The sequence below is a fragment of the Pseudocitrobacter sp. CD920760 genome (assembly GCF_057782505.1).
The window spans coordinates 1911430-1925162 of sequence record NZ_CM173490.1 but is presented as its reverse complement, the minus strand read 5'-3'; the positions used below and the strand labels follow the sequence as shown (position 1 = coordinate 1925162).

General features: G+C 52.1%; 17 protein-coding genes. All 17 read right to left on the bottom strand.

The features are described 5' to 3' along the window. Positions 1-9: 9 nt before the first annotated feature. Positions 10-252: a DNA breaking-rejoining protein gene (locus AC1MKH_RS08805; RefSeq protein WP_230852446.1), complete on the bottom strand. Its 243-nt coding sequence runs from the start codon at positions 250-252 to the stop codon at positions 10-12. Between the two features lie 25 nt (positions 253-277). After that, the gene (locus AC1MKH_RS08800) at positions 278-604 is read right to left on the bottom strand and encodes a DUF2190 family protein (protein ID WP_048965324.1); all 327 of its coding nucleotides are present in this window, start codon (positions 602-604) and stop codon (positions 278-280) included. Between the two features lie 82 nt (positions 605-686). Next, entirely contained in the window at positions 687-2720 is a 2034-nt protein-coding gene (locus tag AC1MKH_RS08795; protein ID WP_346429873.1) for a ClpP-like prohead protease/major capsid protein fusion protein, read from the bottom strand. Next, the gene (locus AC1MKH_RS08790) at positions 2647-4146 is read right to left on the bottom strand and encodes a phage portal protein (protein WP_045347928.1); all 1500 of its coding nucleotides are present in this window, start codon (positions 4144-4146) and stop codon (positions 2647-2649) included. The genes AC1MKH_RS08795 and AC1MKH_RS08790 overlap by 74 nt, the downstream gene beginning before the upstream one ends. Continuing rightward, positions 4143-4358: a DUF6148 family protein gene (locus AC1MKH_RS08785; RefSeq protein WP_001704123.1), complete on the bottom strand. Its 216-nt coding sequence runs from the start codon at positions 4356-4358 to the stop codon at positions 4143-4145. The genes AC1MKH_RS08790 and AC1MKH_RS08785 overlap by 4 nt, the downstream gene beginning before the upstream one ends. Beyond that, entirely contained in the window at positions 4355-6463 is a 2109-nt protein-coding gene (locus AC1MKH_RS08780) for a phage terminase large subunit family protein (protein WP_327621777.1), read from the bottom strand. Before AC1MKH_RS08780 ends, AC1MKH_RS08785 begins: the two co-directional genes overlap by 4 nt. Continuing rightward, on the bottom strand, positions 6463-6951 hold the full coding sequence (locus tag AC1MKH_RS08775; protein ID WP_113858075.1) for a DUF1441 family protein: 489 nt from the start codon (positions 6949-6951) through the stop codon (positions 6463-6465). Before AC1MKH_RS08775 ends, AC1MKH_RS08780 begins: the two co-directional genes overlap by 1 nt. 178 nt (positions 6952-7129) lie before the next feature. Further along, the gene (locus tag AC1MKH_RS08770) at positions 7130-8200 is read right to left on the bottom strand and encodes a hypothetical protein (protein ID WP_327621778.1); all 1071 of its coding nucleotides are present in this window, start codon (positions 8198-8200) and stop codon (positions 7130-7132) included. A gap of 272 nt (positions 8201-8472) precedes the next feature. Continuing rightward, positions 8473-8994: a KilA-N domain-containing protein gene (locus AC1MKH_RS08765; RefSeq protein ID WP_327621779.1), complete on the bottom strand. Its 522-nt coding sequence runs from the start codon at positions 8992-8994 to the stop codon at positions 8473-8475. Positions 8995-9162: 168 nt separating this feature from the next. After that, on the bottom strand, positions 9163-9354 hold the full coding sequence (locus AC1MKH_RS08760) for a hypothetical protein (RefSeq protein ID WP_327621780.1): 192 nt from the start codon (positions 9352-9354) through the stop codon (positions 9163-9165). Beyond that, positions 9305-9583, bottom strand: coding sequence for a hypothetical protein (locus tag AC1MKH_RS08755; protein WP_327621781.1), 279 nt, complete (start codon positions 9581-9583; stop codon positions 9305-9307). The genes AC1MKH_RS08760 and AC1MKH_RS08755 overlap by 50 nt, the downstream gene beginning before the upstream one ends. Continuing rightward, positions 9580-10191 carry a glycoside hydrolase family 19 protein gene (locus AC1MKH_RS08750; RefSeq protein WP_327621782.1) on the bottom strand — a complete coding sequence of 204 codons (612 nt, stop codon included), beginning with the start codon at positions 10189-10191 and terminating at the stop codon, positions 9580-9582. Before AC1MKH_RS08750 ends, AC1MKH_RS08755 begins: the two co-directional genes overlap by 4 nt. Continuing rightward, on the bottom strand, positions 10191-10472 hold the full coding sequence (locus tag AC1MKH_RS08745; protein ID WP_040080225.1) for a phage holin family protein: 282 nt from the start codon (positions 10470-10472) through the stop codon (positions 10191-10193). Before AC1MKH_RS08745 ends, AC1MKH_RS08750 begins: the two co-directional genes overlap by 1 nt. Next, complete coding sequence (locus AC1MKH_RS08740; RefSeq protein ID WP_327621783.1) at positions 10459-10854, bottom strand: phage holin family protein; 396 nt, start codon at positions 10852-10854, stop codon at positions 10459-10461. Before AC1MKH_RS08740 ends, AC1MKH_RS08745 begins: the two co-directional genes overlap by 14 nt. 206 nt (positions 10855-11060) lie before the next feature. Then, positions 11061-11894, bottom strand: coding sequence for an antitermination protein (locus AC1MKH_RS08735; RefSeq protein WP_327621784.1), 834 nt, complete (start codon positions 11892-11894; stop codon positions 11061-11063). A 12-nt stretch (positions 11895-11906) separates the two neighbouring features. Then, the gene (locus tag AC1MKH_RS08730) at positions 11907-12896 is read right to left on the bottom strand and encodes a DUF968 domain-containing protein (protein ID WP_327621785.1); all 990 of its coding nucleotides are present in this window, start codon (positions 12894-12896) and stop codon (positions 11907-11909) included. A gap of 7 nt (positions 12897-12903) precedes the next feature. Continuing rightward, positions 12904-13704: a KilA-N domain-containing protein gene (locus tag AC1MKH_RS08725; protein WP_276224658.1), complete on the bottom strand. Its 801-nt coding sequence runs from the start codon at positions 13702-13704 to the stop codon at positions 12904-12906. Positions 13705-13733 lie beyond the last annotated feature (29 nt).

The following is a 13733-nucleotide window of genomic DNA, read 5'->3' as shown; positions in this document are numbered from 1 at the left end:
AGCGCCTCCTCATTCGAGATGGATGCGGGGTTTTCCGTTGAACATGTCATAGCGTGTAACGGTCAGGTTCTTCCCGTCGTAGTCGACACTGTCGTTACGGCGTGGCTGGTAAAGCTCTGAGAAAACCACCAGCGAAGTACCTGTTCCCGACAATGGCCCCATTTCCTCGAGCTGCTCGGCGGGAACAACGTCATAGCTGCTGCCATTTATGATCGCTGTCTTTCCCATCTTTTTTATGGTGGCCGCGTCCATGCGCGCCGCCATCCGGTCAAAGGGGTTAGGCATTGATCTTAACTTCAACAACGGTGGTGCTTGCCCCCGCATCTTCCCAGGCGATGCCCGCGGCAACTGCGTCCGTTTCTTCGATCGTGATTTTGCCGTCCTTGATATATACCTGCGCCCCGGCAGTAACCGCATCTGCGGAAACTTTTGGCAGGAGGAATACACCCTCAGTAAAACCATCCCCGGTATCTCCAGCCGGAATATCAGTAATTGCCACCGCGACCAGTTTTCCAACAACAACCGGGTCGCCGCTGTGAACATCGGTTGCACCACCGTTTACCAGAGGGATCGTTTTTCCGTCCTGCGCATAGTTCTTAGCCATAATTTCTCCATTCAGCCCCTTGCGGGGCTGGTTTCAGGTATAAAAAAAGCCCTTACGGGCGTCTGTTTGTCAGGACTGATTTTTACTGACCAGAGGATTTGGTCATGCCGCGATAGTCCAGCGGTGCAACACCGGCATCAATACGCACTTTCGTGGCGATACCATCAGTGGTGAAGCCTTCCTGCTGATCGATGTACGGCGTGTCGACGCCATTGAGATAAGCGACCTCAATAGTGTCGGTGCCCTTCGCGGCAGCCAGATACCAGGCTTTCGCATCAGCTTCATCCAGGCGCGGTTCGGCAATGACTTCTGCAAAGTTCTGGATAGGGTTAACGATCCCGGCATTGATGTCTGCACCTTTAACACTGGCCGACTTGATGGTCTGATTTGCCAGAGTTTCCAGGGCGACGGGCACCAGCATGTAGGCCGGACGGATATTCAGGGTTCGCTCCCCCTCCTTCTGCAGACGCATCAGCTTGCGCGATTCGTCCAGGCTGGCCACAGAAATTGCGCCCGAGCTCAGGTTCTTGTGATCGGCATGGAACAGCGCCTTTCCGTCTGAGAGTTTCGGGTTTTTGGTCAGAATGGCGTAAACCAGATCGCCAATCGTTGCTTTCGCCGCGCGCCCCATCTTCATCGGTACGTCGGTAAGCTGGTTCAGATCGTCGTTAATGATCGCCTGGCGGGTTACTGAGAAGATTTCACCATATGTGGCAAGCGCGATGGTTTCGCCTTTGTCACTGGTCGTGATGTACTTGTACTCAGCCCCTTCGCGAACTTTTCGCAAAGAAGGGAAACCACCCATACCGACACGATGAGCCGTTTTGAAGTCCGACAGCTGGCCTTTTTTGGTCCACTGCTCGAAGGTTTCCTGCGCCTCGTCCCAGCCCTGAATCAGCGCTTTGTTCGCAACATCAAGCAGAATGTTGCCAAAGTCAGAGGTGCTGTGGGTCAGCGCCAGGCCAACCATCTGCATCGGGTTGTAGCTGGCCACACCGATACCTTTTTCTGTCAGTGCCATACGCGCATACTCGCGCAGCGTCATACCGTTATAAACGTTATCCCGCTCCTGACCTTCGAACCCGGCACGCGCCATCAGTGCCTGGCGAATACCATCCGCGACGAAGTTACCGTTGCTCGCATGAATATGAGGCTGGGTAGTTTTATTGGACGGAGTGGCAGTTTTACCGAGTTCTGCCAGCAGCAAATCTTTCGCATTATCGACGGAACAATCAGGATCGGCCACACACTGATTCTGCAGTTCCATGTGCTTATTGCCGAACATGGCAAAGAGATCGCCGATAGCGTTAACACGGGCTTTCTGCTCAGCTAACACCTGCGCGCGGATCGCATTTTCATCCGGTGCCGGGTCTGTTTTTGCCTGCGGTGCCTGAGGCTGGGTATTAACCGGGTCACGCTGGGTTGTGTTGCGCGGCGGGGTGATCATGTTGCGAATGCTTTTTGGCATTTTTTCAAATTCCTCAATACGTTTTGAATGAATACAGGCCATAGCCTGAAGGGATGTTGTCACCTGGTCGGCAAAACCCAGTTCAAGGCACTCTCTGCCATCCATCCAGGTTTCGTCCTCCAGCATTGCCGCAATTTCTTCGGTGGATTTTCCGGTTTTCTGCGCATAAGCCGGGATAAGAACGGATTCAACCTTGTCGAGAAGATCCGCATAGTCGCGCATATCGCTCGCGTCACCACCAGCAAACCCCCAGGGCTTATGGATCATCATCATCGTGTTTTCAGGCATGATGACCGGATTGCCTACCATCGCAATCACCGAGGCCATGGATGCCGCCAGACCGTCGATGTGCACGGTAATAGCCGCCCCGTGGTGCTTCAACGCGTTATAAATAGCAATACCGTCGAAGACATCACCTCCGGGCGAGTTGATATAAAGGTTGATGTGGGTGACGTCCCCAAGTGCCCGGAGATCATTGACGAACTGTTTCGCCGTTACGCCCCAGTACCCGATTTCGTCATAAATAAAAATGTCGGCCTCGCTGTTATTGCTGGCCTGCATGCGGAACCACGAATTATTTTTTGCGCTGGCTTTCGGACGGTGGCGCGCCCGGTTCTTTGGCTTCGGCACTGGTGCCTCCTTTATCATTGGCGGGGTCGGTGTCAAACACCAGGCCCTGTTCACGGTTCTCGTCAACCTCCGCTTTACGGCGTGACTTAACATCATCCGGGTTGCGACCGCTGGCACGTATCCAGTCGGATTCAGTAGCAGCACCGCCGCGGATCTGCGTTTTCCAGGCATTCGCTTCTTTAACGGGATCAATCCACGGCATAACGGGCCCCGAATAAACCGCGTTATAAAGCGAGTCCATATCGATGCCTCTCGGCAGCTTGATTTCTCCGGCAGCAATAGCCATCTTCAGCCAGGCCCGATACATGGGCCGGGTCACTGAACCGATGAACCAGTCCTGAAGAATCAGATACCCGTCGGTTGACTCGACAAGCTCCTGCCGCTGTGCACTGTACGTTCCGTTGTAGTTTCTGGATGTGCTGGAAAAGCTGAGGCGACTGCCGGCTGACACGGCACGCAGCTGTCCGTTACGAAACGACTCGAGGTTAGGGTTCGGACGATCGGATTTAATCATCCCGATTTCTTCCCCGGCCTGCAGCTCGTCATAGAGCATACCGGGCTGAATCATCAGCTCGCGGTCATCACTGCTGGAATCAGACTCAAAGCTCTGCCCGTCGCCTTTTTTGATATACATGCCGAGTGCGGCAGCAATTCTGGCAGCGGTAAGCTCCGAGTCCTCATACTCTTTCAGCGCGCTCAGACGCATCAGAACACCTGACAAAAGAGACGTTCCGCGGGTCTGGTGCAAGCGTCGTGTGAATTTGAGATGAAGCATGTTTTCTGCATCTATCTCTTTGGTATCGAACTGACGCCCGGATACTGGCAGGCTTTTATAGACCTGATATTTTTTCGGGCGTCCCCAATTATCGACAAAAACGCCCTGATTGAGCTGGGTGGCTGCATCGCTGTTCATCGGCACAAAGTCCGGCTCCAGCGCTTCCAGCCAGAACGGCACGCCAGCAACGGGCTGAAGACCATTTCCGGTACCGCGAACCAGCTGAGCAAATACCTCACCGTCCCGGAGCCACGTTCGCAGCATCAGCCGCTCCAGCATTGGACGGGTGAACTGGGTTGTGACATCGGGTCTTACGGACCATTCGCCCCATTTTCTGCGGATATCAGTAGCCAGCTTTTTTGCGATCTTCCCGTTGCTCAGCATCGGATGCGGTTCAACTATGATGCCCTTCGCACCCACCACCCTTTCTTCCAGCTTGTCGAAAACGCCAATCACCAGATCGTGGTTGTTATCAAGCCAGCGAGCCTGCTGCCTCAGTGAAACCGCCCCCATCTGGCTGAGCTGATCGGCTGAACGATTTTCCTTCTGGGCTTTGTGGGTACGCGTTTGCTTTACCGCCTCATACGCCTTAATAACCGCGCGGGCACGCAGGCGTGAGGCTTTCCAGCCTGGTGAAAACAGGCCAATCGCATCATCTAAAAAACTCATCCAAACCTCGCCAGCCTGTAGCCGGGTCGCCCGCGGCGTTTGTTATTGAGCGTTGCCAGTCGTCGCTCCCATTCCTGACGGCCTTTTCTGATTTCCGACAGGTTTTCGAGCGTCATCTGCTGCCCGTTGAAAGTGATTGATTTCCCCTCCAGAACAGACAGCTCGGCTGCAGCGTAGCGGTCGATCATGTTTTGAATATCTGCTGGATTCACACCCAACCTCCTGACGAAGACCACGGATTAGCCTGCTCGGTTACGGGCTTCTCACGTTTTGGTTTTGATTTTGATTTAGATTTCGGCGCAGGCGGCGGGGATGGCATTTCGCCAGCTTCCGTCTGCGTGTCCTCGATCCACGTTTCCCGCCGTGCCCACTCAGGAGCTGACGGCCATTTGATTTTTTCGTAACCACTAAGGATGGCGAGCGCGTCGGCATAAACGAGCAGGTCAAATGCTTCGTTTGCGCCCCGGCCAGGCTTACTCCATTTCCCTTCATTTGAGCGTTCCTCATATGTCAGTTCGTCATAGAACCAGTTGCCCAGCCAGGCGGGGAAATGCACATAGCCTGGGCCGGGTGAATCACGCCACAGCGCATTATTCACCCGGTCTTTAAGGGCATCGGTCTGGAGAAGATAAAGAGGCACATCCCCCGTCGCCTGTGCGCGGCGCGTTGATCTGCCCGTGTTGTCGGGAAACGTTCGCTGGATAAGTTTGCTGCGCCTGACGCTGTCCCCCTTGAAGAGATAGATACGCTTACCCAGCCCCTCACGGCGACATCTGCGCCAGAACTTGTAGGCATTATCCGTCACGCCATCTTCGCCCCCTGAGTCCACGGCCATCGACATTAGCCGCATGCCCTTTGACGGGTCAGTTGCGAGTGGCCACGTTTTTTCAAAGACGTCGGAGAGTAAAAGATCCCAGTCCTCCGGATAGCTCGCCGGGTCCACCTGAATGCTTTCCCCGTTGCCGTCGCAGCGCAGCGAATGCCGGATGTTGTAACGGTCAACTATCCAGCGCTCACCCATACTTCCATAACCCGTAATCTGCACAACAAAGCGCCGGTTGCGCCCGGCCTGCACGTCCACGGTCGCAGTGAGAAACTGCACGCCGTCCGGTACCGAGCGTTTTGGGACTTCTTCGGCACGCTGCTCAAGCAATTCACTTTTACGCTGCTCCATGCTGGCCCGCGGCAAATAGGGCCTGCCGAAGTCGGTGTTGATCACCGTCTTCAGGGTTTCTTCGCTGCGCGTGGATTCATATTCCTGCTCGGCGGTCAGAAACTTATAAATAAGTTGCGCCCAGGTCTGGTAAGCAGCTGCCGGGCCTTCCATCCAGAAGGAGGCAATACGGGAACGACGGCCATCACCGCTTACCTGGCCTTTACTGTCGATGGTTTGCCCGTCCCGGAGCCAGACACATTTCATGTTAAGCGCACGTTTCATATCCGGCGTGATCCTGCCTTTACAGGCAGGGCACTGAAGAAACGCCGCTTCGCTGGCAAGCACAGGATCGCTGCTGTCGCGGTATCCGCTCATATTGTCCATTTCCGGCTGGAAATATTCTCCGCAATGCGGGCATGGCCAGTAGAGACGACGGCGGTCACCACGGTTATAGAGTGATAAAATCCCGGTGGTCGGAGGGGCTTCATGGGGCGTGGAGCGCCGCCATTTTGTGTCTCTGATATCTCTACCGGGCGAGCTCTCAACCAGCGTCATCCCGGAGGACATGAATGTCGTGGTACGCTTCGATGCCAGTGAAAAGGCATCCCCCTCCCCGTCGATATCTTCCGGAAAGCGGTCATAATCCGTCAGCGCCACACTCTTATAGTCCGAGGAGGACATGATATTGACGGATGGCCAGCCCAGCTTCAGATAGTTGCCGGCGCGAAATGTTCGGTCGTAGACGTTGTTATCATTACGCCTTGGGCTTAGCCGGGTTTTAACTTCAGGGCTACAGCGGAAAGTACGGTCCAGGCGTTTTTTGGAATGCTCGCGCGCTTTTTCCTCAGATACCTGAATCACAAGCATATCTGCCGGATCGCAGACAACGTTATAAACAATCCAGCCGTCAATCAGCCCGATGGTTTTACCCGTTCGCGCTGGGCCCACAAACACCACCGCATCGTATTCACGCGATGCCAGGCAGTTCATTGGCTCAATCACATAGGGTGCCAGATCCGGATCCCACGGAACGGAGTTTCCTGCCCCCATCGGTACGCGCATGTAATTGCCGACCGCATCTGCCACCGGCATACGACGCGGTGCTCGTAATATACCGGAAACATCGCGGCGGATGCCCCTGGCTGATGCCCGCTTTGCCATCAGTCCTCCTCTGGCTCTACCTCCTCTGTTTCAGCATCCTGTACTCTCTCCGCCATCTGGTCGCGTAGATCATCGATAACGCTTTGCACACGAGAAACAGCTGCAGGCGTTAAAGCACAGTCACGCTCGAGTACATCGGGGAGAGTTTCAAGCACCATGACGACGGCTTTCGCCATCAATGAGAATTCACGCGCCACCTCATCTGCCGGAATAAGCTGGCCGGTGTCCTGTTCGAACTTAATCCGCTCGTTTTCTGCTTTCCAGTGCGAAAGCCTGTCGGATGGTGGCATATCGTCAATGTTGGCTGACACGGTGGGGATCATCAGCTCGGCCAGAATATCGGTGACCAGATAAAGCTTTAATTTGCTGTTGCTGCCTTGCGCTGGTTCGATATTTTTTAGCCTGGCGGCGACCGTCTGACGGTGTACGCCTGTAATCCCCGCCAGCTGGTTGATGTTCAGTTTTAAAGCGGCAATTTCCTGGTCCATGATGATGAATACTTTTTAAACGATTCGACATCTACGCAAAATCACCTCTAACGAGATCAATAACCTGCGCACATGATGATGATGACATTGGATCCGAAAAACTAGCCGTTTCCCGCGAGCCAGCCGCCCCGTGGCAGGCCACCCCGCTGGGAGGACCCATTAAACATGATAATGGGTATCATTTGTGTTTATGGTGGCTGTTATCAATCTGACACCAAACTGCCCCGCCTGGCTTCAGCGCGTTTCGGATAGCATCGTTTACCTCATTCTGAATAGCCTGCTGCAGGCCAACAATTGAAGCAGCTTGCGAATCAACACTACTCACAAGGGATTTAAACAAATCGCTTTCAGCTACAGCGTTAATAATGGCTTCGTGCATCTGGCCGCTTAAGCGCCATGCTGTGACTGTATTACCAACGCAATGCCCAAGGTCCATAACATGAGAATTATCGCGACTATCCACTTGTGCATTCGTTTTATGGTTCGCGATTGCATTATCAATAATTGATTGAGCATTCTCATGGATTGCGAATCGGTCCGCTTTGAACTCTACAGAGGATGGTTTGCCTTCATGCTGAATACTGATAACTGAACGACACAGGCTCATCAATTCATCCACCAGTTCATCGGTGTATTCCGTGGCTTCGCCCATGAGGTATTTAGATACGACCGCATGAACCTTTTCGCGCTCAGTTAAATGTTCTTCTTCAACATTGAGAGCCATGCCGGCAACATACCCCTTGGAATTGTGGTTCACGCCCACCTTCATGCTGTAGTCAGCAGATGCTGCGGCCTTATCAATAAAAGCATCGTTGATAAATACCTGTCCGTTATTAACAATAAACGCTCCGTACTTCTGAATAGCTAATCCATCCGTTAATTTTTTGAACGCATCACTTTTACAAATTTGTTCGTCAATTTCGTCCAGAACCTTTTGCACATTAGTGGTATCCAGTTCAATACCAATAGTGAGCGACCCACAATACTGCTGCGTATCCACTGGCAACCCAAATCGAGTTTCGACAAGGTGCTTAATAGCAAACCCCTGCCCTTCAGTCGTCAGGAAGGTAAAGTAATTTTCCTTTTGATATTCCGTCACAGTCTCGCGTGTTTCAGCGAACCCCAAGGTTCGAAGCTCTGCAGCACCTGATTTTGATGGCAGGTCGCCGCTTTGTAATGCGCCACGGAAGAAAAGCGCATACAGAACATCTGTCGCCGCGCCGGACAACGTAACAGTTTTATTAGCCATTATTTATTTCCTTTTAGGCGTGAGCCTGTCGCACGGCAAAGCCGCCGAAAGTTAACGGTTTGCCCAGGCTCACAGCTGAAAGACTTTCTTTGATGTGCGCGTGCGATGCGCATTAAAAAGCCCCGCGGGTGCGAGGCCGTTTTATACCTTGTAAGGGATAAGCGTTGTCTTATCCGTTGTAGGGGATAACCATTATCAAGCGCCCCGTCGAGACGCTTTGTAATGAAGAGCCGTTGTGAAAGCGGCTCTCGCCGTGCAATCAAGCACAGTGCTTAGATGGCAATATCAAGTGTCAACTGGAGTTGATCGCGCCAGAACTCAACATTTGCCTCAATAGCTGGCTTATCCCATCGCCAGCGAGCCATTTCTCGCGCACCGTTACTAGCTTTTGATTTTCGTTCATCGCGAATATGACAGGCCTGCTCAAACTTCTGCTGCTCAGTCAGTTCACCACGAAGCAGACTATCAATATGTAGGTCGCACCACACAGCAAATCGGGCATCGCACCAACGAGCAAAGGCAACCGATAGCTTGGGATGCAGCCAAGTACCGCCACCCCTGTCTTTTCGTGCCTTACTGGTTCTTACATACCTCGATTGTGAGGGATGTAAAATCTGCGATTCTTCGCCGCTCAGCGCTTCATCCAACGCTCGGATGTATTCGAGGGTTTCCGCCAGGCGCATCCAGTTATCGATACGCTTGCCAAATCGCTCAGCCACACCAGTGACATTAATCCAGCCATCCGTGTTAAAGCGTACTGCTTCACCTTTGTAATTCAGTGGAACGATATTCATAGCGTTTGCCTTACTTTGAAATGAACCTTCGCCGCAATAGAAATCAGCCCACCGAAGGCTCGCCAGCACTAACTGACTTCTTCGAAGGCTCATATCAAAGGGTTCGGATTCGGTGTGGTTAGTTGCGCATTGCGGTGCGCGGTGAAATGCAGTTACAAAAAAGCCCCGCTATTGCGAGGCTGTGGTTTCTTTCTGGCAGTTCGCCTGCCACGCTTTGTTATGCGCCAGGATGTCGCGCTTCGTCTGCTTATCCAGCACGGCGATATCGTTGTCGGTCAGATAGATAATCCGGGTCCACAAACACCCCGTATCAACCACCACCGGGGCGGGTGAAGTTTTCGCGCAGCTCGCGATCAACATCGTCATCAGGCATATGGTTAACACTCTGCTGTACATTACTGGCCTCTCTGGTGACTTCTGCCTGACGTTCTGCCACTGCAACCTTCTCCGCTGCGTTTTCTTCAGTGCGTTGTTTTTCGGCTTTCGCTTCTGCTTTGCTGGTTCCGCGAATATGGCCAATACCAAAGCCACCAGCAGCAGCAACACAGATAGCGCCAATAACACCAATGATGATTTCTACAATGCTCATGCAATCACCGCTTTCGCTTTGTAATAACGCACGCGTCTGTCGTTAATGCCGTTCTGACCGCCATTGATAATCTGAGTGATGCGTACCAGGTCATCGGTGTACTTCAGACAACCTTTGGAGGCGTAGAACCATGCAGCAGAACGCGCAGCATTGATGTCTTTCTCCAGCAGTTCAGGGTTAGTAACCAGGTCAAGCTTCAGACCATTGCCGCAATCACGGTAATTGGTGAGACCGGTAATCTGAATTAATCCGCGTCCACGGTATTTCCAGCCATCACCAGCAGCTTTGTTTCCGAGGCGGTTGCTGTATACCAGGTTTGCGATAGCTTCCTGACTTGCTGGCTTACCGTTGGCACGTCCAAGCATTGATGCCTGGTAGTTCGTTATCCGACGTCCAAACGTCGTTAGTAATGCAGCAGGCGTGTAGTTGAAGTTCTCCACCAGCGCAGAGAATCCCGCTGATTCATGCCCTACCTGAGCAATGAACATCGCCTTATCTTTTGGCTCAGTGATGCCGAACTCTTTCATTGCATCCGTAATCGGCTGAAACCAGCGCGCAGCTAACCCGGCGCTAATAACAGCCGCCTTTTGAAATTGTGATTGGTTCATTAGTGCCTCAGAGCATCAATAAGACGCGCCACGTTTCCCCGAGCCCAAAGCACGGCGGCGCATATCAGGATGTTAACGATGACCACCAGCCAGTGTGATTCCTGGTAGAGGCCGAACAGATAGCGGAACGGGATGCTGGCATAAACCAGCACCGTGAAATAAGCGAGAAGAGAAACTATCGGGCGATGTCTGGCACCGCCACGCTGGTAAAACATCAGAGCAATTACGATGACCGCGCAAATACCCGCATTAATCATCGCTGAAGGGTCACTTGTTACCATTGCTGGTCCCTCCTCCACGTAATCGCGAAAGCATACTGAACAGGCTTCCCAAATCCTGACTGTTGATGAAGGTAAGAAGTTTGATGGCTAACGCAGCTACTGCCACCGCGCCGAGGGCATCAAGTGGCCTGTCTCTGTAACCAGTCCATTTGGCAAGGTATGAACCGACAAGCCCCGCGCCGAGAACGCCGACAATAAACGACGTCACGAAATATCCAACCAACTTCAACCTGCTGATGTTTGCTGCTGTCGCTACGTAGAACACAGCACCTGCGAAAGCGCCAAACACCACGCCATAATCAATACCGGTTGCGATACCAAAAACACTGGCTCCCATAAGGCCACCAGCGGCAACCGTAGTGCCAGAAACAGGATCGGACATTTAGCCCCCTCTTATTGCCGTGAGTCCTCTCAGAACGAGGGGAAATAAAAAAGGGCCACCAATTGGCAGCCCTAAAAACGCGAAAACCCCGCCGAAGCGAGGTTTTTAAATATTCTTTCTAACCGTGGACATACAAAGCCCATCGTTAGATACAAATTAACACAGATTCGGGAAAAGTAAATATCCCATCTGAATTTAACTGGTTTTTATTTTGTTACCCGCCGCAATTGCTCTTCAGCCCATGCTTCTTCTACTTCGAACTTTTCAATGAGATCGTCATAGAACTTCTTCACAGACTTTTTCCATGTATCGAGAGAAATGGCATCAGTAAGAAGGCGTATTGCTTCCAGTGCTTCCGTTGACGGCATTCTTGCATAGCCATTACCACCGCAGCGTTTACAGTCGGTGAATACCGGTACTCCCTGCTTTGCCGTTAATTCACGGTTTACGGCCTTGCCGCGACCATGACAATCGTTGCATGAGGAACTAACCACTTTCTTCCCTTTGCACTGATGGCAGAGAACGCGGTTTATTTCTCTCACTTGTCTGCGCACCTCATATGCTGATGGCTTGATATCTTTTACGCCCATATGCAGTGACATTTTGACAAATTCTTTATTCTTGCCTGGTGTGTGGGTTTTCATGCTGAAGACTTCGGCATCAATAAACCCTTCACCATTACAGCAGTCACAGGTTCGTGTGGTGCTTGCACTTCGAGAATAATCCTCGAATGCATAAACAGCGAGAATGCGAATTACTTTTGGCTTGATTTCAGCGCTCAATTTTCGAAGCGCCGGGACTCTGTCGCAGCGAGACAGAGCATAATCAGAAAGAAGCGCGATAGCCTTTTCTTTTTCCGTGATGCTGATCCCTAACTTACCCAGGAACGCAGAAAAACCAAAAGAGGCACGGTTTTGTGTCATCCCCTGCGCAGCCATCACATCAGTAACAGACAATGCATCATTACTGGTTGCTGGCGCGTCATCACTCAACTTTGGCGATTTTGGTGCATAAAATTTTGGTAGGGCTTCAAGGTTCATAGCGTTCTCCACTTACGCCAGTACGCCGGTTGCCAGCGCACGATCGATAAAACGAAACATCAGCTCCAGTTGTGAGCCGTATTTCTTCTCAAATGCCACGGTGTCATCATGAAGCTCCCGGTGATGCAGCCTGCACAACGGCAACACAAAGAGATCATGCGCTTTTGTACCCATTCCACCCTGACCGTGGCCTATCAGGTGATGGGGGTCATCTGCCTGCTTGTTACAGCAGGCGCACGGCTGTGCTTTAACCCAGCGCGTGTATTTCTCATTTTCCCAGCGACGGCGCTTAGGTCTGAGCATGAAAGATTCCGGCGATTCGTCATCAACCTTTATCGTCAGTACCTTTTTCGCCCTTTCCTGCAATACTTCCGTCGCTGCCGGACGCGGAACAATGTCACTCTCCCGCATCACTGACTGATGCTCTTCTGGCTTCATTCCCATGGCTTTGGTAGCTATCCCTTCAGGGATGACATCAGCCAGGCCACTTCGAACCATCCACCAGCAGAATTCAGGCAGAGTAAGCTGGTGGTCATCACTGAAACCCAGCTCACGAAGTACTACAGATAAAATCCAGGATACCAGGTTTTCACGCGCTATGCCTGCCAGTCTTTCCGTGGTCTGATCACGTAATTGGTTATCACATGCCCAGCACAATCTGATTGAGCCTGGCTGGTGGCGAAACAGCGTGAAATGCGGGCTGTGATAGTCGTTGTGGGGCCACTGACAGACGAATGAATTCTCTAACCACCTGTCCAGTGAGACAAGCCCACCAGCACGCGCTATCACCTTCTTATTCTCAAACACGGCCTTCATCATTGGCTCTTCTGCCAGTGGTTGAGATGCCGGAGGGATTGCGCCTGTGGGATAGGTGGCGTAGTTCTCCGGCTCTTCTTCAATCAGTACGCGTCCACGCTTGAACAGGTACATCAGGTCAGGGCCGGGACGGAACAATACGATCCCCAGCCCATTAGCAACTTCCGGCGTTAACAGCGCTCTCACTTACACCTCAGCCAACGAGATCGATAATTTTCATCAACTCCGCAAACTTCGATTCGAAGAAATGCGGCTGTGTTTCGCGTGGGTTTGCCGGGCTGGTGATGTTCTTCCCGTACAGGCAACCCTTGGCAGTGAGAGACCAGAACTTCTTCACGCCATTAACACCGGAACGGCTGCGCCGCTCTTTATGCTCAACGATGCCCTGTCTGGACATCATGTGGTAAACCTGATTAGCCGTAATGCGAAGATTGTTGGCTTTGAGTAAAGCGCTAAGTGATTGAGTTGGACGGCTTGAACCGTCTGGCGCACCAGCAGGGGCATCAATAGCATAGTGCGGCATCAGATCAGGAAGTCCGGCGACCTGCTGAAGCTTCTGATACGCACCGAGCCTTGAAGAGTTTGAGAGGTTCAGCATTTTAGCAGCCGATTCAAGAAGGATCACACCAGCCTGAATTTTATCTGATGTAGGTGTATTGGATGTGGGGGTCTGTACTGCGTCGAATGTTCTGATGACTTTAAGATTGAATTTCGGGCTGATCCACATGGCATATGCATAGACTAACTCTTTGCATACATACGTCCCTCCGCTGCGCCCTTCAACAGTATTTACCGGTTTAATACCCAGATTTTGGGTAGTTTCCAGTTCGTGAATTAGTTCGATTGTTTGAACGCTGGAAAGAAACTTACCTGGTTCCTTGGTGCGCTCATTAGCGCCGGAGGCAACCGCCGCACGATGTAAATCATTCAGACAGTAACGACCATCAAAATCACGACGTACGGAAACGCCGTCAATTACGAATAACTGATTCATATGTTTCTCCACTTGTTGTAATGCGAGCG

Excerpts from the sequence above, each read along its gene's own strand:
- AC1MKH_RS08790 (WP_045347928.1), bottom strand. The coding sequence starts at position 4,146 with ATGAGTTTTTTAGATGATGCGATTGGCCTGTTTTCACCAGGCTGGAAA.
- AC1MKH_RS08775 (WP_113858075.1), bottom strand. The coding sequence starts at position 6,951 with ATGGACCAGGAAATTGCCGCTTTAAAACTGAACATCAACCAGCTGGCG.
- AC1MKH_RS08745 (WP_040080225.1), bottom strand. The coding sequence starts at position 10,472 with ATGGTAACAAGTGACCCTTCAGCGATGATTAATGCGGGTATTTGCGCG.
- AC1MKH_RS08735 (WP_327621784.1), bottom strand. The coding sequence starts at position 11,894 with ATGAACCTTGAAGCCCTACCAAAATTTTATGCACCAAAATCGCCAAAG.
- AC1MKH_RS08750 (WP_327621782.1), bottom strand. The coding sequence starts at position 10,191 with ATGAACCAATCACAATTTCAAAAGGCGGCTGTTATTAGCGCCGGGTTA.
- AC1MKH_RS08725 (WP_276224658.1), bottom strand. The coding sequence starts at position 13,704 with ATGAATCAGTTATTCGTAATTGACGGCGTTTCCGTACGTCGTGATTTT.
- AC1MKH_RS08800 (WP_048965324.1), bottom strand. The coding sequence starts at position 604 with ATGGCTAAGAACTATGCGCAGGACGGAAAAACGATCCCTCTGGTAAAC.
- AC1MKH_RS08770 (WP_327621778.1), bottom strand. The coding sequence starts at position 8,200 with ATGGCTAATAAAACTGTTACGTTGTCCGGCGCGGCGACAGATGTTCTG.
- AC1MKH_RS08805 (WP_230852446.1), bottom strand. The coding sequence starts at position 252 with ATGGACGCGGCCACCATAAAAAAGATGGGAAAGACAGCGATCATAAAT.
- AC1MKH_RS08760 (WP_327621780.1), bottom strand. The coding sequence starts at position 9,354 with ATGTTGATCGCGAGCTGCGCGAAAACTTCACCCGCCCCGGTGGTGGTT.
- AC1MKH_RS08765 (WP_327621779.1), bottom strand. The coding sequence starts at position 8,994 with ATGAATATCGTTCCACTGAATTACAAAGGTGAAGCAGTACGCTTTAAC.
- AC1MKH_RS08755 (WP_327621781.1), bottom strand. The coding sequence starts at position 9,583 with ATGAGCATTGTAGAAATCATCATTGGTGTTATTGGCGCTATCTGTGTT.
- AC1MKH_RS08740 (WP_327621783.1), bottom strand. The coding sequence starts at position 10,854 with ATGTCCGATCCTGTTTCTGGCACTACGGTTGCCGCTGGTGGCCTTATG.
- AC1MKH_RS08780 (WP_327621777.1), bottom strand. The coding sequence starts at position 6,463 with ATGGCAAAGCGGGCATCAGCCAGGGGCATCCGCCGCGATGTTTCCGGT.
- AC1MKH_RS08795 (WP_346429873.1), bottom strand. The coding sequence starts at position 2,720 with ATGATAAAGGAGGCACCAGTGCCGAAGCCAAAGAACCGGGCGCGCCAC.